Raw genomic sequence first — 24,789 nt, forward strand, 5'->3', positions numbered from 1 at the left:
TTCCCAGGGACGCGTGGGCATACTAATTTGTAAAGCGCCATGACGAAATAGTCGTAGCGAGTCGTGCAAGCAGTCGTCAGCAAGCAAGGAGCCGCGGCATGAGCTACCAGCCCACCCCCGAGGACAGGTTCACCTTCGGCCTGTGGACCGTCGGCTGGCAGGGGCGGGACCCCTTCGGCGACGCCACCCGCCGTGCCCTCGACCCGGTCGAGACGGTGCAGCGCCTGGCCGAGCTCGGCGCCCACGGCGTCACCTTCCACGACGACGACCTGATCCCCTTCGGGTCCTCGGACAGCGAGCGCGAGGCGCACATCAAGCGTTTCCGCGAGGTCCTCGACGTCACCGGCATGAAGGTGCCCATGGCCACCACCAACCTCTTCACGCACCCCGTCTTCAAGGACGGCGCGTTCACCGCCAACGACCGCGACGTGCGCCGCTACGCCCTGCGCAAGACGATCCGCAACATCGACCTCGCGGCCGAGCTGGGCGCGGAGACATACGTCGCCTGGGGCGGCCGTGAGGGCGCCGAGTCCGGCGCCGCCAAGGACGTACGCGTCGCCCTGGACCGCATGAAGGAGGCCTTCGACCTCCTCGGCGAGTACGTGACCTCCCAGGGCTACGACCTGAGGTTCGCGATCGAGCCCAAGCCGAACGAGCCGCGCGGCGACATCCTGCTGCCCACCGTCGGCCACGCCCTGGCGTTCATCGAGCGCCTGGAGCGTCCCGAGCTGTACGGCGTCAACCCCGAGGTCGGCCACGAGCAGATGGCCGGGCTCAACTTCCCGCACGGCATCGCACAGGCGCTGTGGGCGGGCAAGCTCTTCCACATCGACCTCAACGGCCAGTCCGGCATCAAGTACGACCAGGACCTGCGCTTCGGCGCCGGGGACCTGCGCTCCGCCTTCTGGCTGGTCGACCTCCTGGAGAGCGCCGGTTACACCGGACCGCGGCACTTCGACTTCAAGCCGCCGCGGACGGAGGACCTCGACGGCGTGTGGGCGTCGGCTGCCGGCTGCATGCGCAACTACCTCATCCTCAAGGAGCGTTCGGCCGCCTTCCGGGCCGACCCGGAGGTCCAGGAGGCCCTGCGTGCCTCACGCCTGGACGAGCTTGCGCAACCCACGGCGGCGGACGGCCTCAAGGCGCTGCTCGCCGACCGCACGGCCTTCGAGGAGTTCGACGTCGAGGCGGCCGCCGCGCGCGGGATGGCCTTCGAGCGTCTCGACCAGCTGGCCATGGACCACCTGCTGGGCGTCCGCGGCTGAGGCCACGCGCGCGTACCCGACCGCGTGTGACCCCCCGCCGCCTCGGGCGCCGAGGATCCCGTCACACGCGGTGCGGGCAGTTGACCGATTTTCGCGCGTAATGTTCCGGAACCATGCGATCCATGGCATGGGCCCGTATCAACTCCCGCGCGAGGGTCGCGTGCCGGCCGCCACGGGCCGACCCTTGACGGTATGGCCATGCCGCCCGTACCGCCTCAGCCGCCGGGACCGCCGGGTGACACGCCGCCTGCGGGCGGCGGATTCGGACCGCCTCCCGGAGGCTACGGACCCCCTCCGGGAGACAGCGGGCCGCCCCCGTACGGTGGCTGGCCTCCGCAGGAGCCTCCTGGCGGAGGCGGCCGACCGGGGCGGCGGCGTAGTGCGCTGGTCATCCTGATCGTCGTGATCGTCGCCGTCGGAGCCGTCGTGGCCGTGGTCCTGATGGCCTCGGGCAGCGGCGACTCACCCGGCGAGAAATCGCCCGCCGAGAGCACGAGCAGCTCGCCCAGGCCGTCCTTCAGCATCCCTACCGAGCTCCCCAGCAAGCTACCGAGCGAACTGCCGACATCGCTCCCGTCCGGATTCCCCACGGAACTGCCCAGCGACCTTCCCAGCGACCTTCCCAGCGACCTCGAGTCGCTGCTCCCGTCGTTGGCGGACGAGCTGCCGTAACCGCGGTCAGATCCCGCGAGGCAACCGCACGTAGACCACGGAAGTCTCCACCCGGCTGTCGACCAGCCTGCCCTGGCCGTCGAACGCGCCCTCGCCGTCCGTCATCCCGAAGTCGTTGTCGTTGATGAGCGCCAGGGTGTCGTGGTCCACGCGCGCGATGCCCTCGATCTTCCCGGGCACACCGGCGACCGCGCCCAGGTCGACGACCAGCTTCTTGGCAAGCACCGGCACACCCGAGGCCGCCGGGTCGTCGAGCTGCTCCAGCGACGGAGACGTCGTGTCGTCGTCCCAGGGACCGCCGGGGATGCCGGCGGAGCGGTCCGGACGCACCAGATGCAGTCGAGCGGCGTTGTCGGTGCGCTCCTCGACCAGCAGCCGGTTCCCGCCCACCGCGACGAGGGACGAGATCTTCAGCTCAGAGGTGTCGTCCTCGCTCGGCTCCACCACGTTCACCGGGTCGAAGCGGTACGCGTACTCCGCGGTGACCGCCTTCTTCTTCGGCGAGAAGCGCAGCAGCCGCGTGGTGCGCGACGTCTCCCCGGCATCCGTGTCCGGCAGCGACAACGGGCTCTGGACGGCCAGCACCAGGTCACCACCGGGCAGTTGGGCCAGTCCCTCGAAGCCGCGGTTGATCTTCCGGTGGAGCAGGACGGAGGGCTGTGCCTCCACCACCGGGTAGGCCGTGCCGGTGGGGCCGAGCCCCTCCGGCACGTAGCGCGCGAGGACCCTCCCGCGCGCGGAGACATGCACCAGGGACGGCCCGTATTCGTCGACGAGCCAGAAACTCCCGTCCGCGGCCCGCACGATGCGCTCGGTGTCCAGCCCGTTCGGGTCGTACGACAGAGGAGTACGCGCGTCATAGGAGTACGGGGCCTCGTCGCGCCCCTTCTGGTTCGACAATCCGGTGACGGGCTTCCCGGAAGCGGTCGTGATCGGGATCGCGTCCAGCACGCGCACGGTGCCTCCGGACACCCGGATCTTCACGATCGCGGGGTCGAAGCCCGGTACGGGGAACGTACGGCGCTTCGTGCCGTCAATCTTGAGCTGGCCGTTGGGGCCGCGGTCCGTGACCGTCCAGAACTCGTCCTGACGGCCCCGCAGGATGGATGTCGCTCCCGATGCCGCCGAGGTCCACACCCCGGTCGTCGTCCACGGTGCCGGGCAGCAACCTGTTGCTGAGGGCGCCGAGCGGGATGTCGCCGAGCGTCGCCGTGCGCACGACGCGTGCGTGGCCCTCCCGGTCCCCGGCGCCGACGGCGGATCCGGCGGCCGTGAGCGCCCCGATCACGGCGAGGGGCACGCCCCCGGCGATGAAACGGTGGGCACGGCGCCGGCCGGTGCGGTGCGGGGACATCGGGCCCCCAGAGGACCAAGTTCACTGACAGCGGCCAGATTTGGAGCCCACGCGGAACGCCGCACGACAACGGAGCGAACGCGGGACGACGGGCGCTCGGCGAGCCGACGTCGCCGCCCCGCAGGCCTCACTCCTGCTCCTCCGCGGCCGCGACGTCCGCCGAGGCCAGTGCGGTCGCCGGATCCTGCGCGGGGCCTCCTGCGGGCACCCAGTGGCTCCGTTCCCTGCGGTACGGCCACCACCGTCCGTCCCGCCCCAGGCGCAGTTGCCTCTGTGCGCCGACGACCGTCCACCGGTTGCCCCTCGCCCGCAGCGACGGCCGTTCGTCCTCGTCCCAGGCAGCCTCCAGAGCGGCACGCGCGCGTGCGAGCGTCTCGCCCTCGACGGTCCACTCCTCGTCCAGCACGGACAACGCGGCGACACCTCCCAGATGCCAGGCGCGTACGGCGATCTCCAGTCCTTCGCGGCCGCGTCCCGATCCGTCGGCCAACCGCTCCGCCACGCCGGCGACGGGGGAGCCGACGGCGAGGCGTACCGCGTCCTGGCCGAGCGTCAACTTCGCTTCGACGCCGCGATGTCCCGAACCCGTACGCAGGATTTCCACGAGCATGCGGTGTGCTTCCGTGGCGGTCCGGGCGGCCAGGAACTCCAGGGCGGCCGGGTCGACGCCGGGCCCGGGAGGCGTCTCGGTGTCCAGGGACGGCGTTGGTCCCGGTTCGGCCGGCAGCTCGGGCAGCGCGGGAAGCGGCGGCAGGATCTCGCCGGTCGCGTACGCCTCCGCGGCGTCCACGCCGTCCGGCTCGGACGACGCTGACCGTTCGGACGGTGTGTCGGCGGGTGTCGCGCCGCGGGCCTGGAGGTCGTCCAGGAGGTCGCGTTCGCCCCGTCCGCGCATCAGCAGCAGCACGAAGGGGTCCTGGTCCAGGAGACGTGCCATCTGGTAGCAGAGGGCCGCCGTGTGCCCGCAGTGGTCCCAGGCTCCGCAGCCGCACTCCGGCTCCAGATCGCCCATGCCCGGCAGCAGTTCGATGCCCGTGGCCGCCGCGTCCTCCACCAGGTGCGGTGGCATCTCGCGGTCCAGCAGTGCCGCGACGTGCCCGGTCCGCTCGACGGCCATGTCCAGGAAGCGGTCCCACTGCTCGCCGGTCAGCTCCTCCAGCAGCACGTCGGCCCGGTGCGCCGTACGGTCGCGGCCCTGCACGACAGCCGTGATACGCCCCGGGCGCACCGACACCGCGCCGACCGCTCCCGCGCGCGCGAGCCCGCGGCCCGCCTTGAGCTGCCCGGAGTCCAGCGCCGTCTCCTCCAGCGCCTTCAACCAGGCCTGACCCCACCAGGTCTGTGCGAACCCGCGCCCGTGTGCGGGCGGCAGCGCGGCGAACGTGCGCTCCATGTCACCGTCGTGTCGAGTCATCGGGCGCCCCCTCGCAGTTCCACCAGATCGGCCAGCTCCGCGTCCGTCAGCTCGGTGAGCGCCGACTCGCCGGCGCCGAGCACAGCGTCGGCCAGCTCCCGCTTACGGCTCAGCATGTCGGCGATACGGTCCTCGATGGTTCCCTCGGCGATCAGCCGGTGCACCTGCACGGGCCGGGTCTGGCCGATGCGGTAGGCGCGGTCGGTGGCCTGAGCCTCGACGGCGGGGTTCCACCAACGGTCGTAGTGCACGACATGTTCGGCCCGGGTGAGGTTCAGGCCGGTACCGGCTGCCTTCAACGACAGCAGGAAGACGGGCACTTCACCGTCCTGGAAGCGCCGCACCAAGGCCTCGCGTTCGGTCACCGGTGTCCCGCCGTGCAGGAACTGCGAGGGCATGCCGCGAGCCGCCAGGTGTTGTTCGATGAGGCGTCCCATCTGCACGTACTGCGTGAAGACCAGAACGCTCGCCCCCTCGGAGAGGATCGTGTCGAGCAACTCGTCCAGCAGCTCCAGCTTCCCGGAGCGCCCGATGATCCTCGGCCGCTCCTCCTTGAGGAACTGCGCCGGATGGTTGCAGATCTGCTTCAGGCCCGTCAGGAGCTTCACGATCAGACCGCGCCGCGCCATGCTGTCGGCGCCTGCGATCTCCGTGAGCGTCTCGCGGACCACCGCCTCGTACAGACCCGCCTGCTCGGTGGTGAGGGACACGGCACGATCGGTCTCCGTCTTCGGCGGGAGCTCCGGTGCGATCCCCGGGTCCGACTTGCGCCGGCGCAGCAGGAAAGGACGTACGAGTCGCGTGAGGCGCTCGGCGGCGGCCGGGTCCTGTCCGCCCTCGACGGCCTGGGCATAACGTGTGCGGAAGGTGCCGAGGCGGCCCAGCAGGCCGGGGGTCGTCCAGTCGAGGATCGCCCACAGTTCGGACAGGTTGTTCTCGACGGGGGTGCCGGTGAGCGCCACGCGTGCGCGTGCGTCGATGGAGCGCAGCTCCCGCGCGGTCGCCGAGTAGGGGTTCTTCACGTGCTGGGCCTCGTCCGCCACGACCATGCCCCAGGGCACCTCGGCGAGGCGGCGCGCGTCCATGCGCATCGTGCCGTATGTGGTGAGCACGAACTCCCCGTCCGCCACCGAGCCCAGATCGCGCCGTGAGCCGTGAAAGCGGCGCGCGCGCGTGCCAGGAGCGAACCTCTCGATCTCGCGCTGCCAGTTGCCCATCAGGGACGTCGGACACACCACCAGCGTCGGGCCGGCCGACGAGGCGTCGGACTGCCGGTGCAGATGCAGCGCGATCAGCGTGATCGTCTTGCCGAGGCCCATGTCGTCGGCGAGACAGCAGCCCAGGCCCAGGGACGTCATCCGGGCCAGCCAGTTCAAGCCGCGCCGCTGGTAGTCCCGCAGCGTGGCGTCAAGGGCGGCCGGCTGGCCCACCGGCTCCTGGCCCTCCGGGTTCTCGAGCCGCTCGCGCAGCGCCGCCAGCCAGCCCGTGGCCCGGACCTCGACCTGGCGGCCGTCGACCTCCGTGGAGCCGGTCAGAGCGGCGCCGAGCGCGTCGATGGGCGTCACCTTGTGGTCCTGCTGCGCGTGGGCGCGACGTACTTCGTGAGGATCGACGAGGACCCACTGGTCGCGCAGCCGCACCACGGGGCGGTTCGCCTCGGCGAGACGGTCCAGTTCCTCGCGCGTGAGCCGCTGGTCGCCCACGGCGAACCACCAGTTGAAGGCCAGCAGCGCGTCGGCGGACAGGAACGACGGCGTGTCGGTGAAGACCCTGCCGGGCGCCGCCTCGTCGTCCGGTGGACCGATCACCGCGCGGGCGGTCAGCCTGTGGGCCAGCTCCTTGGGCCAGTGCACGTCGATGCCTGCTCCGGCGAGGGTCCGAGCGCCTTCTTGAAGGAGGTCGGTCACCTCGTCGTCGGCCAGTTCCACCGCGTTCGGGACGGCTGCGGCGAGCAGCGGTGTGAGCGGTGCCCACACGCGGGCCGCGCGGCGCAGTGCCAGCAGGGCGTCCATCCGCGCGCGTGGGCCGAAGGCACCGACGTCCGCCCAGACGTCGGCGGCGTCCGCGACCAGCGTCGGATCGCTGACGCTGTGCACTTGCGGCACCGCCCGGAACGACAGTGCCGCGTCATCCGAGGTCGCCGTGCGGAGGCCGGGGACCTCTAGCCGCAGGGACACCCGTACGCCCGCGTCGTGGCCGGCGGCGACATCCGCGGCCCACGCACGCTGATCGGGCACGTGCTGCGGCTCCTGCACGGCGTAGGCGGGCCCGCCCGTCACGAGCGCCGCCGCGGGCGAGCGGGGAAGCGCATCGGCGATCGCGTCCAGGAAGGCCCGCAACAGCCGCTCCGGGTCCGGCAACCGCAGGGGCCGCACGCCGTCCAACGGCAGGGCGTGCGCCTCGGGAGGCATCGCGGCGGCAAGTGCGCGCACCTGCTCGACGTCCTCGGGCCGCAGAGGTCCGGCGCGCCAGGCGTCGTGGTCGTCCGCCGAGAGGCCGGGCAGCAGCAGCCCACGTGCCACGAACTGAAGCGCCAGTACGGCGGCCGCACCCCAGAAGACGCATGCCCGGGGCGACCGCACGGACGTACGCGCACGCGTGAGGACCGGCAGGGCGTCACGCACCGGAAGCAGAACAGCCGGCACGGTCACCAGTTCCACACCGTCGTCGCCAGGCAGCGCGACGGCCAGCTCTTCGACGGATCCAGACGCGACGAGCGGTACGGCGCCGCCGTCCGCACGCCAGAAGGCGATCCGGCCGGTGCGAGCCGGATCGCCGGGCACGAAGACGGCACAGCAGCAGGCCAGTTCGGAGATGTCTTCGGAGATGTCTGACGGTGTTGCGTCGGGAAGCCTCGGCACAGCTCTGCGACACTCCTCAAATTTGACTACCCAGTCGAGTGGCCGAGGGTACAGCAGTCGGGCGCCTGCCGGACAAGCTGGAGAAGTGATCTGGGTCACTGTCTTGTCGACGGGGTATCTCCCTCGTGCGGAGCCCGGCACGTTGATCGCGCATCGGTCGGTACCGGAACTCCGTGACCAGTAGGGGCCGCACCTCAGGGTCGTCTCAGGGTCGCGGTTCGGAACCGCTGGAAGCGCGGACCCGTTTTCAGGTCAGAGAGCGGCAGTGGCCGCGAAGGAGGCGACGCACATGTCGAAGAACGCGAAGATCGCCGCGGGAGGTGTGGCGGCCGGTCTCATCCTGTTGATCTGGCTGCCCTGGTGGGCCGCGCTGCTGATAGTCCTGGGAGTCCCGGCCGCCGCGTACCTCACGCTCGACCCGTCACAGCGGCGCAGGCTGCGCCGTGTCACACGCAAGGAACTCGGTCGCTGACCCCCTCACCTGGCCGGCCGCTTGGCCGGGACGGACAGCGGGCAGGAGTTGAGTACGTCGCCGCTCGCGGGCCTGCCGACGGTGTGGTCCGCGGGCGGTCGGGTGCCCAGCTCCACCCATGAGACCAGCGCGTCGAAGGCCGACCGGTGGCAAGGCAGGATCGGCCGGAGCTTGTCCGGGTAGGTGTCGTACAGGCCGTCGACATGAGTGCCGCCCGCGATCGTGTAATAGCGGTGCAGCGGGCCGCGACCGCCGGCGTCGACCATGCGCGCGTAGACGTCCGAGTCGGCCGCCTTGGGCAGCAGCGTGTCCAGATCGCCGTGCAGCGTGAGCAGTGGCCTGCCGATGCGCCCGGTCAGTGCGACGCGGGCCACGGCGCGACGGACGGATGCCGGGCGCGACGCGTAGTCGTACGAGGCATCGGACGCGCAGGGTGCCAGGATCCGCTCCGGCGTGGTCCCGGCGGAGGGGCCGGGGCAGTCGGGGTCGTATGCGGGGTCGAACTCGGCGCGGTAGGTCTTCTGAGTGACTCCCCAGTAGGCCTGCTCGTGGTACGGCCACAGAAATTCGGAGCCGCGTGCGAAGCCGACCGAGTGCAGATCCTCGTCCCGCGCGGAGCCGAGCATGCGTGCGACCGCCATGGGCAGGGAGGTGAGCAGGTTGGGGCCGTTCGTGGTCCACAGTGCGCCCTCCCAGTCCACGCCGCCGTCGTACAGCTCGGGGTGGTTCTCCAACTGCCAGCGGGTGAGATAGCCGCCGTTGGAGATGCCCGTCATGTACGTACGCCGGGGAGCGTGCCCGTAGCGCTGGGCCACCGCTTTGCGGGCGGCTCGGGTCAGCTGAGTGGTCCGCGTGTTCCACTCGGCGACCGCGTCGCCGGGCCGCCTGCCGTCGCGGTAGAAGTCGGCGCCGCTGTTGCCCTTGTCGGTCGCGGCGTAGGCGTAACCGAGTGCGAGTACCTGGTCGGAGATCGCCGTGTCCGTCGCGTACTGCCTGCGGGTGCCGGGGGCTCCGGTGACGACCAGTCGGCCGTTCCATCGGTCCGGCAACCGGATCACGAACTGTGCGTCATGACGCCAGCCGTGAGTGGCATTGAAGTGGGAGGAGTCCGGGAAGTAACCGTCGATCTGCATCCCCGCCACCCCGGCCGGGTTCCGGGTGCCCCGGGCCGTCAGCCCTGCCTGGTCGGCCATGTCGGTGTGGGCGTGCCGGCGAGTCCGGCCGTGGTCAGATCCGCAAGGCAGGCACTCTGCTGGAAGGCAGCGCCGGGCACCCCTACGCCTTCCTGCCGAGCGCACTGCTGCTCGTCAACTGCCGTGGCCGCTGCCGGAGTCGGCCGGCTGAGGACGCCGGCCAGCAGCACGGCGGCGATGAACGGAACACCTCGGGACAGGCACATGACGGCCTCCTGACAGCGGGGACGGGCACATGAGGGAGCGAAGCCGTGAAGGCTGCCTCATGGTGCGGTCCTGGCTCCGTGCCATCCATGGGTCGGGACCACATGGAACGCCATCGCGAGGTGGGGTCATCTAACACCGACCGGTCCGTCCAGGCCGCTGCCGTGCCGTCCGGCGCGTGGCTCAGCTGGGACGTACGGCCATGTTGTCGAGTGCCTCCAGCAGCCCGGGCAGCTCCGGCCCGCGACCCACCGGCAGGACCTCGCCGGGCTCGTCGTCGAGGAGTACGAACGCGATGTCGTCGGTCCTGGCGACGAGCGACCAGCCGGGACCGTCCGCACGCAGGGTCCGCGCGTCACCCGGGGCGAACGAGGACCGGACGCGGCCGAGGGGCGGCGGCGAGTCCACGTAGGCGCGAGCCTCCGCGAGGACCCGGCGGATGCCGGGGTGGCCACCCCGGGCCTCGCCCTCGTCGCCCTTCTCGCCCCCTTCGCCTTCCTGCTCGCTCGCGTCCGCTGCCTCGGCGGCGTCTGCTGCCCCGCCGCCCGGTGTCGCGAAGTCGGTGTCGCCGATCTGCTCGCGCCAGATCGCCCACTGCAAGGCGATCTCGTCGGCGCCCAGGCGCCGCTGGGCCGGCCCCCACACGCTCGTGTCCGGCGGCGCCAACGGCGGACCGTCCACGACCTCCGGGTCGGGATCGTGCGGATCCGGCACGTTGGGGGCGGCGACGGCGACCGCCAGCGGCCACCCTGGCAGCGCGGCGACGACCGTACGTTCGTCGGGTGACAGGTCGTACTCCATGCCGCAGTCCCAGGACGCGATGGCGACGGCGACCAGGGAGACGTCGTCGATGACGACCGTCCACCGGGCTCCGTCGCCGTCCTGGCCGAGGACGAGGCCGTACCCGTCGGCGAGCGGCGCGAGGCCGAGCGCCGCGCAGGCCTCCGGGTAGTCGTCGCCCAGCACGCTCGGGAACTTCGCCGGCGTCAGCAACACCGCCGTGAGCACATAGAGCGCATCGTCCGCGGCGGCGACGGCCTCCTCGTCCGTCCCGGCCATCCCAGCCTCCCCATCGGTTCGTCCATCGGCGCGCACCCTAGTGCGACCGGAAGCCGCTTGTCACGACCCCCCCGGCGCACCCGAGCTGCAGCTTTCCGACCGGTCGGGGCGAATCGACCGAGAACGTCCACGGTGTCAGGCCGCCGGTAGGCCGAGCAGGGTCCGGGCGACGGTCTGCGGCGACTCGTCGCGCTCCCGGGCGAGCGCGATGACGGCCCGGCACGCCAGCTCGCTCACCCCGAACGACAGCGCCTCCGGAGAGACCCATCCGGAGGCCTCGTCGATCTGATCCTGGTCGTCCTCCGCGCGGGCCGACACGTACACGGCGGCGGCCTCGAAGAGATTGTGCGTGCGCTTCTCCTGGTGCGTGCGATCTTCCCGGTTGCTGTCCTCCTCCGTGTGAGGGGAACGGAAGAGTCTCGCCCTCGCCTTGCGCACCCTGTCCCACATGGTGACCGCCTTCCCCCTGTGTGGCTGATCCGACCGATCTTCCATCTTCCACTGTTCAACCTAGAGTTGGAGCCCCGGCGACAGAAGGGGGACGGCGTTGTGAAGCGCTTTCCGTCAGCTGTCGAGTGAGGTGATCGTCTGACACAGCCAGGTGAGTTCGGCCCGCGAGGCGGCCCGCGCGATGGTCAGCGGGCCGCGCCGGAAGGGCGCCTTCGTGGCTGCCGTCGCCGTGCAGGGCTGAGACGTCAGGAATCCCGGACGGCCAGCGCCAGGAAGCGGTCGTCCTCGTCGACGTACGACGTCATACGCCATCCGGAACCGGCCAGCAGTGACCGGAGATTGGGTTCGGCCCGCAGATCACCCGGCGTGATCTGCCGGCCCTGGCGTGCCGCGAGAGCCGCCCTGCCGATCGGGTGGAACAGCGCGAGCATGCCGCCGCGGCGCACCACGCGGGCCAACTCCCGCAGGTTCTCTGCCGGGTCGGGCAGATGCGCGATGAGGCCGGACGCGAACACGGCGTCGAGCGATTCCGGCCGCAAGGGCAGCGCGGCCACGTCGGCGAGCAGCAACTGCCCGTGCGCGCCGCGCCCCGCCCGCACGGCGGCCTCCAGCATGGCCGGGGTCAGATCGGCACCCAGAACCACCCCCGAGGGCCCCACGGCGGCACGCAGCGGTGGCAGGGCGCGCCCCGTGCCGCAGCCCGCGTCGAGCACGCGGTCCCCCTGGCGCAGCCCGAGCACGGCGACCGCGGCCGCGAAGGCGGGTCCGTCGTCGGGGAACCTGCTGTCCCAGTCGGCGGCGCGGGCCGTGAAGAACTCCTGCACATGCGTGTGGTCGTCGCTCATGTTCCGCATGATCCCTCACCGGCACGGATGACACCGCTGTGCACACGTTCGAGCGTGACGCGATCGTTCCGCTGCATCTCTGTGTCATATTCCAACAGCTTTCGAACTGCGCCCCCCTCGCGCGCCCCTGCCCCGACTAGCGTCCCGGGTCCATGGGACACCTGGACCACGCCGCCCTCGGCTGGCTGACCCCCGTGCTGTCGTACGTGATGGCGTGCATAGGCGCCGCGCTCGGGCTGCGCTGCACCGTCCGCGCGCTCGGCGCCACCGGCCGGTCGCGCCGCAACTGGCTCATCACCGCCGCCTCGGCGATCGGCACCGGCATCTGGACCATGCACTTCGTGGCCATGCTGGGCTTCAGCGTCACCGGCACCGACATCCGCTACGACGTGCCGCTCACCATCGTGAGCCTCCTCGTCGCCATGGCCGTCGTCTGCGGCGGCGTCTTCGCCGTCGGGTACAGCCGCGACCGCACCCGCGCGCTCTTCCTCGGCGGCCTCACCACCGGGCTCGGCGTGGCGAGCATGCACTACCTGGGCATGGCCGCCGTACGACTGCACGGCGACGTCACCTACGACCCCGCTCTCGTAGGGCTCTCCGTCCTGATCGCCATCGTCGCGGCGACGGCGGCCCTGTGGGCTGCGCTCAACATTAAGTCGCCCGTCGCCGTCACCATCGCCTCACTGATCATGGGCGCGGCGGTCAGCAGCATGCACTACACCGGGATGTTCGCCGTGAGCGTGGACGTCACACCGGCCGGCGCGGTCCTGCCCGGGGCCACGGCGATGCAGTTCATCTTCCCCCTCGCCGTCGGCCTCGGGTCCTACCTCTTCCTGACCTCGGCCTTCGTCGCGCTGTCGCCCACCACGGGGGAGCGCGCGGCATCCGCGTCGGCCCAGGGATCGGTCGAGAGCGTCGCCGGCTAGCGGCGGTCCGGGCCGACGACGGCCCGGAACAGCACGCCCCGAAGCACTTCCGAGCGAGGAGGCCATGCGTACACCCCGTAGGACCACCGCAGTCGGCGCCCAGACGCCGTCCCAGCCGCTCGTGCGCGGCCGCCGCGCCCACGCCGGACCGCCGGCCGACGAAGGGCCCGAGGAGCCCCTGGGCGGGCCGCCCGAGGGCCCACCCCCGCGCGCGGATCGCTGGCACATGCGGCCGCGCACCGTCCGCGCCAAGATCGTCTGCCTGCTGATGGTGCCCGTCGTCTCGCTGCTGGCCCTGTGGGCCTACGCCACCGTCAGCACCGCGCAGGACGTCTCCAGGCTCCGTCAGTTGCAGCGGGTGGACACCGAGATCAGGTCCCCTGTCGCGGCCGCCGTCGCCGCCATCCAAGCCGAACGCGAGGCCGCGGTGCGCTACGCGACCGACCCGTCCGCGGGACCGAGCGACGACTACAAGAAGCTCGCGGAGTACACGGACAAGGCGGTGGCGCGGCTACGGCTCGGCGACCGCAACACCGTCGCCGACGGCGAGGAACTCCCCGCCGGAGTGGCCCGTCGGCTGGAGGCCTTCGTCACCGGTGCCGAGCGGCTGAGCACCGTACGGACCGCCGTGCTCGACCGTCGCTCGGGCTGGGACGAGGCGTACGGGCGGTACACCAAGACCATCGCGAGCGCGTTCTCGGTGGGCGGTGCGCTCACCGGCATCCAGGATGCCGAGCTCGGCTCCGACGCGCGCGTGCTGCTCGAGTTCGCCCGCGCGGGCGAGGCGCTGGCCCAGGAGGACGTGGTGCTGGACAGTGCACGCCTCGCCGGGCGTCTCGACGGAGCGCGGCTGCGGCTGTTCACCGGGGCTGTCGACACCCGCCGTACCCTCACCGATTCCGCCGTGGCCGACCTGCGCGGCCCGGAACGCGCGGCCTGGCAGAACCTTGCCCGGGGCGGCGACTACGCGACCGTCACCGCCGTCGAGGACAAGGTCCTCGCCACCGCACCGGGCGCACGGGCGATCGACGCCGCGGCCGAAGCCACCTGGAGCAAGGCACACGCACGCGTGCAGGACGCGATGCGGACGATCGAGCAGGACGCCGGGCGCGATGTCGCGGACCGCGCCGATCCGTTCACCCGTGGGCTGCTCACCCCGGCCGGGGCCGCCGTCCTCTTCGGCCTCGCCGCCGTCGCCGCCTCACTGGTGATCTCCGTACGCATCGGCCGCGGCCTGGTCGTCGAGCTGGTCAGTCTGCGCAACAGCGCCCTGGAGATCGCCCGGCGCAAACTTCCCGAGGCCATGCGCAAACTGCGCGCCGGTGAGGAGATCGACGTCGAGGCCGAGGCACCGGCCGGACCGCCGGCCGAGGACGAGACCGGTCAGGTCGGCGAGGCCCTGGGCACGGTCCACCGGGCCGCCCTTCGTGCCGCCGTGGAGCGAGCCGAGCTCGCCAGTGGCATCTCCGGCGTCTTCGTCAACCTCGCTCGCCGCAGCCAGGTCCTCGTACACCGCCAACTGAGCCTGCTGGACAGCATGGAGCGACGCTCCGACGACCCGAACGAACTGAGCGACCTGTTCCGGCTCGACCACCTCACCACGCGCATGCGCCGCCACGCCGAGAGCCTGATCATCCTCTCCGGGGCGGCGCCCGGGCGGGCCTGGCGGATGCCGGTCTCCCTGACCGACGTGGTCCGCGCGGCTGTCTCCGAAGTCGAGGACTACGCGCGCGTGGAGGTACGGCAGCTCCCCGAGACGTCCGTCATCGGAGCGGCCGTCGCCGACCTCACCCACCTCCTGGCCGAGATCATCGAGAACGCCGCCCAGTTCTCACCGCCGCACACGCGCGTGCGCGTCACCGGCGAGCCGGTCGGCAACGGCTACGCCGTCGAGGTCGAGGACCGCGGCCTCGGCATGGGCAAGGAGGCGCTCACCGAGGCCAACCGGCGCATCGAGCAGTCCGAGGCGCTCGACCTGTTCGACAGCGACCGGCTCGGCCTGTTCGTCGTCAGCAGGCTCGCGTCCCGGCACGGCATCAAGCTGCACCTGCGCGCCTCGCCCTACGGGGGCACCACCGCGGTCGTCCTGCTGCCCACGGCCCTGCTGCACAACGCCACGGCGGAACGTTCCCGCGAGCAGAGGACGGACGCCGGACGGCCCGCCGAACGCGAGTACGCGCGCGTGCCCGTCGCCGACCGGCACCAGGAGCCCGTCCACGCCGTCGCCGACCGGCCCGCGCTGGTGGCTTCCGCCCCGGCCGCCGCGGAGCCCCGAACGGACAACCCACCCCCCGGAGTCACCACCTTGCGACTGCATCGCCCCCCGGACGACTCCGAAGCCTCCGACGACCTCCCGCGCCGCGTACGCCAGGCGAGTCTCGCCCCCCAACTGCGCGAGGGGCGCCACGACGAACAGCCGGCGACGGCCACCACCCGCGACGACGACCGGCGCACCCCCGACCTCGTCAGGGACCGCATGGCGGCCTACCGCGACGGCTGGGCGCGCGGCGGCGGCAGGCAGCCCGGCCGCGGTGACACACCCGATTCCGCAGAGCACAGCGACGGCAGCGAAGGAGACCTCGCATGATCCAGGATCCGAGCATGAGGACCGGCATGGGGGTCCCCCCGCTCGAAGGAAGCCGAGAGTGGGGGAGGTCCGGTGAACTCGACTGGCTGCTGGACGACCTGGTGCTACGGGTGAGCGAGGTCCGGCACGCCGTCGTTCTGTCCAACGACGGGCTCGCCGTCGGCGCCTCGACGGACCTGCGCCGCGAGGACGCCGAGCACCTCGCGGCGGTCGCCTCCGGCTTCCACAGCCTGGCCAAGGGCGCGGGCCGGCACTTCGGCGCCGGCGGCGTGCGGCAGACCATGGTGGAGATGGACGACGCCTTCCTGTTCGTGGCGGCCGCCGGCGACGGCTCATGCCTGGCCGTCCTCACCGCCGTCACCGCCGACATCGGACTGGTGGCGTACGAGATGGCACGGCTGGTCAAGCGCGTCGGCGAGCACCTCCGCACGGCCCCGCGCGCCACCGCGCGCCCGCCCGCCGCGGGATGAGCCGGATGGGCGGGCCGCGCAGATGACCGAGGACACGACGGACGCCCCGCGTGAGCCGGGCAGCCAGTGGTACGACAACGAGGCCGGGCCCCTCGTCCGCCCGTACGCCATGACGGGCGGACGCACCCGACCCGGTCCCGCCGGGGTCCGGTTCGACCTGATCGCCCTTGTCACGCTCGACGCCGCCGCACCCGGCGCCGACGACGACACCGCGCTCGGGCCGGAGCACCGGGCCCTCATCGAACTGTGCCGACCCGAGACACAGTCGGTCGCGGAACTCGCCGCGGGTGCCGATCTGCCCGTAGGGGTCGTCAGGGTGCTCCTCGGTGACCTCCTGGAACTGGGCTGCGTCACCGTCAGCCGTCCGGTACCGCCCGCGCAGCTTCCTGACGAACGGATTCTGCGCGAGGTGATCGAAGGATTGCGGGCGCTGTAGACGTCCTTTCAGAACCAGCCAAAAGCGGTCCAACCCCACGAACGGAAGCCGCAGTTGTCATGATGCTGACTTCGCACCGTGACGTCGACCGATGCCGGTACTCCCGAGAGAAGTGATCGATGGTCTCCGAGCACCCCGACGCCTCCGACGGCGAGACCGCCGCGCTGGCGTTGAAGATACTTGTCGCCGGCGGATTCGGCGTCGGCAAGACCACCCTGGTGGGCGCGGTCAGCGAGATCAGGCCGCTGCGCACCGAGGAACTGCTCAGCGAAGCAGGGCAGTTGGTGGACGACACCGACGGCGTGGACCAGAAGGTCACCACGACGGTCGCCATGGACTTCGGGCGCATCACCATCCGCTCCGGCCTGTCCCTCTACCTCTTCGGCACCCCCGGCCAGGACCGGTTCTGGTTCCTGTGGGACGAGCTCTCGCAGGGAGCGCTGGGCGCCGTGGTCCTCGCGGACACCCGGCGCCTGGAGGACTGCTTCCCGGCGGTGGACTACTTCGAGCACCGGCACATCCCGTTCGTCGTGGCCGTCAACTGCTTCGCGGGCGCACGGACGTACGGCGCCCAGGATGTCTCGCGCGCCCTCGACCTCGACCAGGGGACACCGGTCGTGCTGTGCGACGCCCGGGACCGCGACTCGGGCAAGGAGGTACTGATCCGACTCGTCGAGTACGCCGGGCGCATGCACACCGCCCGGCTGCTGGACTCCGTGGGCTGACCGGCGTTCGGCCCGCTGTCACTCGGCGACGCCCTTCTCCGCCAGCACCTTGTCGATCGTGACGCGGACGAGGAGTTCACCCGGCACACCGTTACGCGCCCCGAACTCCTCCGCGCGCTCCTCGCCCATGTAACGCGCCCCGATGCGACCGGCCCAGTGCCTCAACTCGGCAAGATCCTCCGAAAGCACGGCCCGCCCCCGCAACACCACGAAGTCGTACGGCGGCCGGTCGTCGTCCACGCACAACGCCACCCGGCCGTCCCGGGCCAGATTCCGGCCCTTCACGCTCGACTTGCCGGTGTTGAACACCAAGTCGTGCCCGTCGAGCACGAACCAGATCGGCGTCACATGGGGACTCCCGTCGGCCCGCACGGTCGCGAGTTTCGCGGTGCGGGTGCCCTGCGAGACGAACGCCCGCCATTCCTCATCGGTCATCTTCTGCGCCATGCCCCCATCCTCCTTGCCCATGGGCCGGATCGTCGGGAAGGGTGGCGAAGAGATCCTCCGGCGCAGGGGGAGACATCTACACGGGGAGACCGGATCATGGCGCAGAACCAGGGACTTGGCTGGCTCCTGGACGACCTGACAGAACGCGTAGAGCATGTGCGGCACGCATTGGTGCTGTCCAACGACGGTCTGGTGACGGGCGCGAGCACGGGACTGCGACGCGAGGACGCAGAGCACCTCGCCGCGGTCTCGTCCGGACTGCACAGCCTGGCCAAGGGCTCGGGACGGCACTTCGGCGCGGGGAGAGTCCGCCAGACGATGGTCGAGTTCGACGACGCCGTGCTGTTCGTGACCGCGGCGGGCACCGGCAGCTGTCTGTGCGTGCTCAGCGCGGCGGAAGCCGACATCGGCCAGATCGCCTACGAGATGACCCTGCTCGTCAACCGGGTCGGCGAGCACCTCGACGTGGACGCCCGACAGCCCGAACGGAAACCGGCCACAGACCTCTGACCTGCTGGTTCGTCATCCCCCGTGGAGTTATCCACAGGCCCGCCACGAGATCCGGCGCAGCGGCTACGGTTTTGTCACGGCGAACGCACAGAGCGTGAGCCACCGACTCCACGGGGGAGACCGATCATGTCCGACACCATCACGACACCGCACCGTCTGTCCCTCACGCCGAGCCGCGCGGCCCGGGAACTGGGACTGAAACGAGGCGAGTTGGACCTCGCCGTCCACCTCGGACTGATCCGGACCGTGCCTGACGAAGGAGGCGGAGGCAGGCGCGTCCCACGGACCGAGATCGAGCGTGTGCGTACGGGGGAGGGGTTTCCCGAGTCGTTGCAGCACCGCGTACAGGTGGTGGGTACGACGGAGGGCGCGGACGTCATGGGCGTACCCGCCGGCAGGTTCACGCGCCTCGCACGCCTGGGCCTGGTGGTGCCGGTGAAGTGGTATCTCAACCGCTACCGAGCCGTGGTCTGGCTGTATCTCGCCGAAGAACTGAAGCAGTTCGTCGCCGACGAGAAGGACGCCCCTCTGCTGAACGCCCGCCGCATGCCCGAAGGGCCGCGCGGTCTGCTCGACGCCGGCCTGGATCTGCGTCCGCGCAACTGGCGTGGACGCCATCGGGGATTCCTGCTGCGACTGGCCGAAGACCCGTGGGAGAGTGCCGGCGCCCTGGCCGCCTTCCTCGATCCCGTCCAGATCGCGGAGATCGTCCCCGACCCCTACGAACGCTCCCACCTGAACCGCTTCCGGCCAGGGCCACCGGACTCCGGTGCGCCGGGTTCGCCCGCCTCGCTGATCGCCGAGCGGATCATGACGGCGGACGCCCCGGACGAGATCAGCCTGCTGCGGGCCGACCTGGCGGCGGTTCTGGAGGAGGCACGCGAGAGGCGGCCCGCCCCGCGGCCCACGGCGAAACGGGCCCCGACGTCCACGCATCCAGCGCACGTCGGATCGCCGGGGCCCAAGCAGCCGGAATGGCCCGAGCAGCGGGAACGGACCGAGCAGCCGGGACGGCCCGATGAGCCGCAACCGCCACGCGGCTTGCTGAGCCGGTTCCGTCGCAGAGGCCGCCGGGCTACAACGACCTGAACAGACCCTCCTGGACGACGGACACCAGCAGTCGTCCCTCCAGGTCATAGATCCGCCCACGGGCAAGACCACGTCCCCCGGTCGCGATCGGTGACTCCTGGTCGTACAGAAACCACTCGTCCGCGCGGAAGGGCCGGTGGAACCACATGGCGTGGTCAAGCGACGCGATGTCGAAGCTACGTGGGCCCCACAGCGGTTCGACGGGGATGCGGACCGCGTCCAGGAGCGTCATATCGCTGGCGTAGGTCAGCGCGCAGGTGTGCACGACCGGGTCGTCGCCCAGCGGTCCGACCGCGCGCATCCACACCGCGCTGCGCGGTTCGGCGTCCTTGACCTCCTCTTCGGTCCAGCGCAGCCGGTCGACATAGCGGATGTCGAAGGGCTGGCGCCGGGCCATCCGTTCCAACTGCTCCGGCAGCGTGCCCAGATGCTCCCGGATCTCGTCGGTGACCGTCGGCAGCGACTCCGGGTCCGGGACCTTGCGGGCCGGCGGCAGCTGATGCTCGAAGCTCCCCTGTTCAGGCTTGTGAAAGGAGGCGGTGAGATTGAAGATCGTGCGGCCCTGCTGCACCGCGGTGACCCGACGGGTCGTGAACGACCTGCCGTCCCGCACCCGTTCGACCTGGTACACGATCGGCACACCCGGCCGCCCCGGGCGCAGGAAGTACGCGTGCAAGGAGTGCACAGGGCGGTCGCCGTCGGTGGTGCGCGCGGCGGCGACCAGTGCCTGGCCTGCCACCTGGCCGCCGAAGACCCGTTGCAGGGACTCCTGCGGGCTGCGGCCACGGAAGATGTTGACCTCGATCTGCTCCAGGTCGAGCAGGTCGACGAGCCTCTCGGCCGGATTCGTCGTCATGGGTGAGATTCTCCTGTGCTCACAACGCTCACAGCTGGCCTACGTCGGTGACGCGGACCACGGCGCGGCCCTCCGCGTCGGAGGCGGTGAGGTCGATCTCCGCGCTGATGCCCCAGTCATGGTCGCCGTTGGGATCGTCGAAGATCTGACGGACCCGCCACAGACGGTTCGCCGGTTCCTCCTCGATCACGAGCAGCTTCGGGCCGCGGGCGTCGGGGCCGGTGCCGAGGTCCTCGTACTCGTCCCAGTACTTGTCCATCGCCTCGCCCCAGGCGTCGGCGTCCCAGCCGGCCTCGGCGTCCATCTCGCCGAGCTCCTCGACCTGGTCGAGAGCGGCGAGTTCGACGCGGCGGAACATGGCGTTGCGGACGAGGACGCGGAAGGCGCGCGCGTTCGTGGTGACGGGCTTGACCTCGTCGGCCTTCTCCTGGGCCTCCTCAGCGGTCATCTCCTCCGGGTTGGCGAGCTGTTCCCACTCGTCGAGAAGACTGGAGTCGACCTGGCGCACCATCTCGCCGAGCCACTCGATCAGGTCCTGGAGGTCCTCGGACTTGAGGTCGTCCGGGATGTTGTGGTCGAGGGTCTTGTAGGCGCCGGCGAGGTAGCGCAGCACGATGCCCTCGGTGCGGGCCAGTTCGTAGAAGGACACCAACTCCGTGAAGGACATGGCCCGTTCGTACATGTCCCGGATGACGGACTTCGGCGACAGGGGGTGGTCGCCGACCCAAGGGTGGCTCTTGCGGTACGTGTTGTACGCGTGGAAGAGCAGCTCTTCCAGGGGCTTCGGGTAGCTGATGTCCTGGAGACGCTCCATGCGCTCCTCGTACTCGACACCGTCCGCCTTCATCGCGGCGACGGCCTCGCCCTTCGCCTTGTTCAACTGGGCGACGAGGATCTGCCGGGGGTCGTCCAGGGTGGACTCGACGACGGACACCATGTCCAGGGCGTAGGACGGCGACTCCGGGTCCAGCAGCTCGAACGCGGCCAGCGCGAAGGTCGACAGCGGCTGGTTGAGGGCGAAGTCCTGCTGAAGGTCGACGGTGAGGCGGACGACGCGACCCGTGGCGTCCGGCTCGTCGAGCTTCTCGACGATGCCGCCGTCCAGCAGCGAGCGGTAGATGGCGATGGCGCGCCGGATGTGCCGCAACTGCTGCTTGCGCGGCTCGTGGTTGTCCTCCAGCAGGTGCCGCATCGCATCGAAGGCGTTACCGGGCCGGGCGATCACCGACAGCAGCATGGTGTGCGTCACCCGGAAACGGGAGGTCAACGGCTCCGGTTCGGAGGCGATGAGCTTCTCGAAGGTGTTCTCCGTCCATGCGACGAAGCCCTCGGGCGCCTTCTTGCGGACGACCTTGCGACGCTTCTTCGGATCGTCGCCGGCCTTGGCGAGCGCCTTCTCGTTCTCGATGACATGCTCGGGCGCCTGGGCGACGACGAAGCCCGCCGTGTCGAAGCCCGCCCGCCCGGCGCGACCGGCGATCTGGTGGAACTCGCGGGCGCGCAGCGTACGGACGCGGTTGCCGTCGTACTTGGTCAGGGCGGTGAACAGCACTGTGCGGATGGGGACGTTGACGCCCACGCCCAGTGTGTCCGTGCCGCAGATGACCTTCAGCAGACCGGCCTGCGCGAGCTTCTCCACCAGCCGCCGGTACTTCGGCAGCATGCCGGCGTGATGGACGCCGATGCCGTGCCGAACGTAACGGGAGAGGTTGCGGCCGAACTTGGTGGTGAAGCGGAAGTTGCCGATCAGCTCGGCGATCTGGTCCTTCTCCTCACGCGAGCACATATTGATGCTCATCAGCGCCTGTGCCCGCTCCACGGCCTGCGCCTGTGTGAAGTGCACGATGTAGACCGGCGCCTGCTTGGTTTCCAGCAGTTCGGTCAGCGTCTCGGTGAGCGGGGTGAGTTTGTACTCGTAGGACAGGGGCACGGGGCGGGTGGCCGAGCGGACCACCGTCGTGGGGCGACCAGTGCGCCGGGTGAGGTCCTCCTCGAACATCGAGACGTCGCCGAGCGTGGCCGACATCAGGATGAACTGCGCCTGCGGCAGCTCCAGGATCGGGATCTGCCAGGCCCAGCCCCGGTCCCCCTCCGCGTAGAAGTGGAACTCGTCCATGACGACCTGGCCGACGTCCGCGTCCTTGCCGTCGCGCAGCGCGATCGACGCGAGCACCTCGGCAGTACAGCAGATGACGGGGGCGTCGGCGTTGACGGACGCGTCACCGGTCAGCATGCCGACGTTCTCGGTACCGAAGATCTTGCACAGCTCGAAGAACTTCTCCGAGACCAGCGCCTTGATCGGAGCCGTGTAGAAGGTGACCTCGTCACGGGCCAGCGCGGCGAAGTGGGCACCCGCGGCGATCATGCTCTTGCCGGAGCCGGTGGGCGTCGACACGATCACGTTCGCGCCGGAAACCGCCTCGATCAGCGCCTCCTCCTGGTGCGGGTAGAGAGTCAGACCGCGCTCCTCGGCCCACGACTCGAAGGCTTCGTAGAGGGCGTCGGGGTCGGCGTTCGGCGGCAGCTGATCGATGAGGGTCACCCACCCATCTTGCCCGCCCTCCTCCCTCACAGGGGAATCGGCTGCGAGCACGAAGATCGCGAACGCTACGCTGTGTCGCCGACTACAGGTCAGCGAACCCGGTCAACTGGACAGCGGTACACGAGAAATGGGGCGGGCAACGGCGATGATGGGACCAGCACACTCACTGTCGGGCGCTGCCGCCTGGCTCGGCGTCGGAGCGGCGACGGCCGCTGCCGGGCACGGAATGCCCTGGCCGGTCCTCCTCGCCGGGGCGCTGATCTGCGCCGGGGCCGCCCTCGCCCCGGACCTCGATCACAAGGCGGCCACCATCTCGCGCGCCTTCGGACCGCTGTCGCGCTGGCTGTGCGAGATCGTCGACAAACTGTCGTACGCCGTCTACAAGGCCACCAAGAAGCAGGGCGACCCGCGTCGCTCCGGTGGACACCGCACGCTCACGCACACCTGGGTGTGGGCGGTCATGATCGGCGGGGGCGCCTCCGTCCTGGCGATCACCGGCGGCCGCTGGGCCGTGCTCGCGATCCTCTTCGCGCACCTGGTGCTGGCCATCGAGGGCCTGCTGTGGCGTGCGACCCGCGGCGCCAGTGCCGATGTCCTGGTGTGGCTGCTGGCCGCGACCAGCTCGTGGATCCTGGCCGGCGTCCTGGACAAGCCGGGCAACGGTTCGGACTGGCTGTTCACGGCGCCGGGCCAGGAGTACCTGTGGCTGGGTCTGCCCATCGTGCTGGGTGCGCTGGTGCACGACATCGGGGACGCGCTGACGGTGTCCGGCTGCCCGATCCTGTGGCCGATCCCGGTGGGCCGCAAGCGCTGGTACCCCCTGGGCCCGCCCAAGGCCATGCGGTTCCGGGCGGGCAGCTGGGTCGAGCTCAAGGTGCTGATGCCGGTGTTCATGGTGCTGGGCGGAGTGGGCTGCGCCGCGGCGCTCAACGTGATCTGAGCGCGTGGGGGCTGCCACATGGCCGCGCGAGGGATGCGCACTCCCGTGTTCCTCGTGCCCCTGATCCGCACTCCCGCGAGTTGCACTCCCGCGAGTCGCACGCCGGTGATCCGCCCGCGGCACCCCGTGGCGGGGCGGCGCCAGGGGGCTCCGGTCCGCTTCGCGGATCAGCCGCCCTGGCCCGCCTCGCCGCCGTAGCGCCGTTCGAAGGCCGCGATGCGGCCCTCGGAGTCCACCGTTCGTGCCTTGCCGGTGTGGAAGGGGTGGCTCTCCGAGGAGATCTCGACGTCCACGACCGGGTAGGTCTCGCCGTCGTCCCACTCGATGGTCTGGTCGCTGGTCGCGGTGGACCGGGTCAGGAAGGCGTAGCCGGCGGCACGGTCGCGGAAGACGACCGCGTGGTAATCGGGGTGCTTGTCCTGCTGCATGCGAGCTCCTCGGGTGCGGTGGCCTCGATGGCAGCCGTCGGCAGGGGCCGACGGCATGACGCCGAAGGCGCGGGGACTGCGGCACAGGGGCCGCGGGCATCAGCCGTACCGGGATCGCGACGGTCAGCCGTACAGGGCGTCCTCGTCGACGATGTGCATGGCGGCCTCCTCGGCGGACGCCGCCGCACCGTCGATGCCCACGTCCGTCGCGACAAGGGCGCTCTCCTCGTCCTCGTGGGCGCCTTCGTCGGGTGCCACGAGGCGGCCGGAGCGCAGGGCGCCGACCTCGTTGTCGAGGAGTTCCCCGTCGGTGCCGTCGGCGTCGCCGAGACCGTCGCCGTCGGGGGCGACGAGGTCGGGCTGCTCTTCGGCGAGCCGCTGGTCGAGTGTCTCGCCCTGATGGCGCTCGGCGGCCGTGACACCACTGTGCTCCACCGCCAGCGGCCTGTCCGGAGGGGACCAGCCCCGGTCCAACGGGTCGTCGACGCCGTCGTTCTCCAGAGTGTCCTCCGCGTCGAGCAACCCTGTGTCCTCACGTTGATCGGATGCGTCGGGCTGGTAGACGTCGTCACCCCATCCGTCGGCGCTGTTCACGGGTACCTCCAGGTGGTGGGGACGGGCCCGAACTCACCGCGGTCGGCGGCGGGCCGCCACTGCGCGGGGCACAGGCCGCACCCGGCGCGAAACGCGTGGTTCCCGGGTGCTCCCCGAACCGGTGCCGCTATCCAGCCTTCCACCCCTTTTCGCCCCTGCGCAACGGCACGGGTGCCCTCCGGTACGAGAGCAGGGGGCGGCGGCGAGGGCTCGGGATCTCCGGGCCGGGAGCCGGGCGAGCCCGACCCGTGGGTGACGGCGGGCGAGCCGCTCGATCCGGCCCATCGCACTGAGCCGCTCCAGCCAGCCCATCGCACCGGGCCCCGCCGGCCGGGCCCACCCGCGCACCCCATCGGGTCCCCCTCCGCACCGATCGCCGACAGCCGTGCGTCGCGGGCTGCGCGGCTGCGGCAGCAAGCGCCGCTGTGCACCGACCCGCGTTCCGGGCCG

At 71.0% G+C, this 24,789-nt stretch carries 21 protein-coding genes and 3 pseudogenes; 11 read left to right on the forward strand and 13 right to left on the reverse strand.

Annotated elements, in window-relative coordinates; genetic code table 11:
- Window positions 1–98: 98 nt before the first annotated feature.
- Together xylA and KUM44_RS35490 are read left to right on the forward strand one after the other, a co-directional pair.
- Entirely contained in the window at window positions 99–1,265 is a 1,167-nt protein-coding gene (xylA, locus tag KUM44_RS35485) for a xylose isomerase (RefSeq protein ID WP_217213870.1), read from the forward strand.
- Window positions 1,266–1,667: 402 nt separating this feature from the next.
- Window positions 1,668–1,937: a hypothetical protein gene (locus tag KUM44_RS35490; RefSeq protein WP_217213871.1), complete on the forward strand. Its 270-nt coding sequence runs from the start codon at window positions 1,668–1,670 to the stop codon at window positions 1,935–1,937.
- 6 nt (window positions 1,938–1,943) lie between these two features.
- Here KUM44_RS35490 and KUM44_RS35495 read toward each other — a convergent pair.
- From KUM44_RS35495 to KUM44_RS35505, 3 genes and pseudogenes are all read right to left on the reverse strand, one after another.
- Window positions 1,944–3,291: pseudogene (locus tag KUM44_RS35495) on the reverse strand (esterase-like activity of phytase family protein).
- 127 nt (window positions 3,292–3,418) lie between these two features.
- The gene (locus KUM44_RS35500) at window positions 3,419–4,705 is read right to left on the reverse strand and encodes an SWF or SNF family helicase (RefSeq protein ID WP_217213872.1); all 1,287 of its coding nucleotides are present in this window, start codon (window positions 4,703–4,705) and stop codon (window positions 3,419–3,421) included.
- Window positions 4,702–7,566: a DEAD/DEAH box helicase gene (locus tag KUM44_RS35505; protein ID WP_217213873.1), complete on the reverse strand. Its 2,865-nt coding sequence runs from the start codon at window positions 7,564–7,566 to the stop codon at window positions 4,702–4,704. The genes KUM44_RS35500 and KUM44_RS35505 overlap by 4 nt, the downstream gene beginning before the upstream one ends.
- 289 nt (window positions 7,567–7,855) lie before the next feature.
- Here KUM44_RS35505 and KUM44_RS35510 point away from each other — a divergent pair, with 289 nt between their 5' ends.
- Entirely contained in the window at window positions 7,856–8,038 is a 183-nt protein-coding gene (locus tag KUM44_RS35510) for a hypothetical protein (RefSeq protein ID WP_086731275.1), read from the forward strand.
- A gap of 5 nt (window positions 8,039–8,043) precedes the next feature.
- On the opposite strand, the pseudogene KUM44_RS35515 reads toward KUM44_RS35510, so the two are convergent.
- The 5 genes and pseudogenes from KUM44_RS35515 to KUM44_RS35530 form a co-directional block, all read right to left on the reverse strand.
- Window positions 8,044–9,437, reverse strand: a pseudogene (locus KUM44_RS35515) (tannase/feruloyl esterase family alpha/beta hydrolase).
- Window positions 9,438–9,618: 181 nt separating this feature from the next.
- Window positions 9,619–10,494: a hypothetical protein gene (locus tag KUM44_RS35520; protein WP_217213874.1), complete on the reverse strand. Its 876-nt coding sequence runs from the start codon at window positions 10,492–10,494 to the stop codon at window positions 9,619–9,621.
- 135 nt (window positions 10,495–10,629) lie between these two features.
- On the reverse strand, window positions 10,630–10,944 hold the full coding sequence (locus tag KUM44_RS35525; RefSeq protein WP_217213875.1) for a hypothetical protein: 315 nt from the start codon (window positions 10,942–10,944) through the stop codon (window positions 10,630–10,632).
- A gap of 114 nt (window positions 10,945–11,058) precedes the next feature.
- A pseudogene (locus KUM44_RS46210) lies at window positions 11,059–11,151 on the reverse strand (PadR family transcriptional regulator); the annotation flags it as partial.
- 38 nt (window positions 11,152–11,189) lie between these two features.
- A complete protein-coding gene (locus KUM44_RS35530) occupies window positions 11,190–11,798 on the reverse strand; it encodes a class I SAM-dependent methyltransferase (RefSeq protein ID WP_217213876.1) in 609 nt (202 codons plus the stop codon).
- 143 nt (window positions 11,799–11,941) lie between these two features.
- Here KUM44_RS35530 and KUM44_RS35535 point away from each other — a divergent pair, with 143 nt between their 5' ends.
- From KUM44_RS35535 to KUM44_RS35555, 5 genes are all read left to right on the forward strand, one after another.
- The gene (locus KUM44_RS35535; RefSeq protein ID WP_217213877.1) at window positions 11,942–12,715 is read left to right on the forward strand and encodes an MHYT domain-containing protein; all 774 of its coding nucleotides are present in this window, start codon (window positions 11,942–11,944) and stop codon (window positions 12,713–12,715) included.
- Window positions 12,716–12,779: 64 nt separating this feature from the next.
- Window positions 12,780–15,302: a nitrate- and nitrite sensing domain-containing protein gene (locus KUM44_RS35540; protein ID WP_217213878.1), complete on the forward strand. Its 2,523-nt coding sequence runs from the start codon at window positions 12,780–12,782 to the stop codon at window positions 15,300–15,302.
- Window positions 15,299–15,772 (forward strand): roadblock/LC7 domain-containing protein, encoded by a 474-nt coding sequence (locus tag KUM44_RS35545; RefSeq protein WP_374202109.1) that lies wholly within the window; start codon window positions 15,299–15,301, stop codon window positions 15,770–15,772. The genes KUM44_RS35540 and KUM44_RS35545 overlap by 4 nt, the downstream gene beginning before the upstream one ends.
- Before the next feature lie 22 nt (window positions 15,773–15,794).
- Complete coding sequence (locus KUM44_RS35550) at window positions 15,795–16,208, forward strand: DUF742 domain-containing protein (protein WP_217213879.1); 414 nt, start codon at window positions 15,795–15,797, stop codon at window positions 16,206–16,208.
- A 119-nt stretch (window positions 16,209–16,327) separates the two neighbouring features.
- The gene (locus KUM44_RS35555) at window positions 16,328–16,933 is read left to right on the forward strand and encodes an ATP/GTP-binding protein (RefSeq protein WP_062725136.1); all 606 of its coding nucleotides are present in this window, start codon (window positions 16,328–16,330) and stop codon (window positions 16,931–16,933) included.
- Window positions 16,934–16,951: 18 nt separating this feature from the next.
- Here the strand turns inward: KUM44_RS35555 and KUM44_RS35560 are convergent, their stop codons facing one another.
- Entirely contained in the window at window positions 16,952–17,380 is a 429-nt protein-coding gene (locus KUM44_RS35560) for a PPOX class F420-dependent oxidoreductase (RefSeq protein ID WP_217213880.1), read from the reverse strand.
- A gap of 96 nt (window positions 17,381–17,476) precedes the next feature.
- Between KUM44_RS35560 and KUM44_RS35565 the strand changes: the two genes are divergently transcribed.
- Both KUM44_RS35565 and KUM44_RS35570 read left to right on the forward strand, forming a co-directional pair.
- The gene (locus KUM44_RS35565; protein WP_217213881.1) at window positions 17,477–17,890 is read left to right on the forward strand and encodes a roadblock/LC7 domain-containing protein; all 414 of its coding nucleotides are present in this window, start codon (window positions 17,477–17,479) and stop codon (window positions 17,888–17,890) included.
- Window positions 17,891–18,013: 123 nt separating this feature from the next.
- Window positions 18,014–18,979 carry a DUF6397 family protein gene (locus KUM44_RS35570; RefSeq protein WP_217213939.1) on the forward strand — a complete coding sequence of 322 codons (966 nt, stop codon included), beginning with the start codon at window positions 18,014–18,016 and terminating at the stop codon, window positions 18,977–18,979.
- Here KUM44_RS35570 and KUM44_RS35575 read toward each other — a convergent pair.
- The gene (locus KUM44_RS35575; RefSeq protein ID WP_217213882.1) at window positions 18,966–19,835 is read right to left on the reverse strand and encodes an acyl-CoA thioesterase II; all 870 of its coding nucleotides are present in this window, start codon (window positions 19,833–19,835) and stop codon (window positions 18,966–18,968) included. The two genes, KUM44_RS35570 and KUM44_RS35575, sit on opposite strands and share 14 nt — an antisense overlap.
- 28 nt (window positions 19,836–19,863) lie before the next feature.
- Window positions 19,864–22,377 (reverse strand): DEAD/DEAH box helicase, encoded by a 2,514-nt coding sequence (locus KUM44_RS35580; protein ID WP_217213883.1) that lies wholly within the window; start codon window positions 22,375–22,377, stop codon window positions 19,864–19,866.
- Between the two features lie 145 nt (window positions 22,378–22,522).
- Between KUM44_RS35580 and KUM44_RS35585 the strand changes: the two genes are divergently transcribed.
- Window positions 22,523–23,317: a metal-dependent hydrolase gene (locus KUM44_RS35585; RefSeq protein WP_217213884.1), complete on the forward strand. Its 795-nt coding sequence runs from the start codon at window positions 22,523–22,525 to the stop codon at window positions 23,315–23,317.
- Between the two features lie 167 nt (window positions 23,318–23,484).
- On the opposite strand, the gene KUM44_RS35590 is transcribed toward KUM44_RS35585, so the two are convergent.
- Both KUM44_RS35590 and KUM44_RS35595 read right to left on the reverse strand, forming a co-directional pair.
- On the reverse strand, window positions 23,485–23,745 hold the full coding sequence (locus KUM44_RS35590; RefSeq protein WP_217213885.1) for a type B 50S ribosomal protein L31: 261 nt from the start codon (window positions 23,743–23,745) through the stop codon (window positions 23,485–23,487).
- 123 nt (window positions 23,746–23,868) lie between these two features.
- Window positions 23,869–24,339: a DUF5709 domain-containing protein gene (locus tag KUM44_RS35595; protein ID WP_217213886.1), complete on the reverse strand. Its 471-nt coding sequence runs from the start codon at window positions 24,337–24,339 to the stop codon at window positions 23,869–23,871.
- Between the last annotated feature and the right edge of the window lie 450 nt (window positions 24,340–24,789).

Origin of the sequence: Streptomyces sp. AC550_RSS872 (genome assembly GCF_019049285.1) — a bacterium.
In the GTDB taxonomy this organism is placed as follows: domain Bacteria; phylum Actinomycetota; class Actinomycetes; order Streptomycetales; family Streptomycetaceae; genus Streptomyces.

Excerpts from the sequence above, each read along its gene's own strand:
- xylA (WP_217213870.1), top strand. The coding sequence starts at position 99 with ATGAGCTACCAGCCCACCCCCGAGGACAGGTTCACCTTCGGCCTGTGG.
- KUM44_RS35500 (WP_217213872.1), bottom strand. The coding sequence starts at position 4,705 with ATGACTCGACACGACGGTGACATGGAGCGCACGTTCGCCGCGCTGCCG.
- KUM44_RS35510 (WP_086731275.1), top strand. The coding sequence starts at position 7,856 with ATGTCGAAGAACGCGAAGATCGCCGCGGGAGGTGTGGCGGCCGGTCTC.
- KUM44_RS35520 (WP_217213874.1), bottom strand. The coding sequence starts at position 10,494 with ATGGCCGGGACGGACGAGGAGGCCGTCGCCGCCGCGGACGATGCGCTC.
- KUM44_RS35525 (WP_217213875.1), bottom strand. The coding sequence starts at position 10,944 with ATGTGGGACAGGGTGCGCAAGGCGAGGGCGAGACTCTTCCGTTCCCCT.
- KUM44_RS35530 (WP_217213876.1), bottom strand. The coding sequence starts at position 11,798 with ATGCGGAACATGAGCGACGACCACACGCATGTGCAGGAGTTCTTCACG.
- KUM44_RS35535 (WP_217213877.1), top strand. The coding sequence starts at position 11,942 with ATGGGACACCTGGACCACGCCGCCCTCGGCTGGCTGACCCCCGTGCTG.
- KUM44_RS35540 (WP_217213878.1), top strand. The coding sequence starts at position 12,780 with ATGCGTACACCCCGTAGGACCACCGCAGTCGGCGCCCAGACGCCGTCC.
- KUM44_RS35545 (WP_374202109.1), top strand. The coding sequence starts at position 15,299 with ATGATCCAGGATCCGAGCATGAGGACCGGCATGGGGGTCCCCCCGCTC.
- KUM44_RS35550 (WP_217213879.1), top strand. The coding sequence starts at position 15,795 with ATGACCGAGGACACGACGGACGCCCCGCGTGAGCCGGGCAGCCAGTGG.
- KUM44_RS35555 (WP_062725136.1), top strand. The coding sequence starts at position 16,328 with ATGGTCTCCGAGCACCCCGACGCCTCCGACGGCGAGACCGCCGCGCTG.
- KUM44_RS35560 (WP_217213880.1), bottom strand. The coding sequence starts at position 17,380 with ATGGCGCAGAAGATGACCGATGAGGAATGGCGGGCGTTCGTCTCGCAG.
- KUM44_RS35565 (WP_217213881.1), top strand. The coding sequence starts at position 17,477 with ATGGCGCAGAACCAGGGACTTGGCTGGCTCCTGGACGACCTGACAGAA.
- KUM44_RS35575 (WP_217213882.1), bottom strand. The coding sequence starts at position 19,835 with ATGACGACGAATCCGGCCGAGAGGCTCGTCGACCTGCTCGACCTGGAG.
- KUM44_RS35585 (WP_217213884.1), top strand. The coding sequence starts at position 22,523 with ATGATGGGACCAGCACACTCACTGTCGGGCGCTGCCGCCTGGCTCGGC.
- KUM44_RS35590 (WP_217213885.1), bottom strand. The coding sequence starts at position 23,745 with ATGCAGCAGGACAAGCACCCCGATTACCACGCGGTCGTCTTCCGCGAC.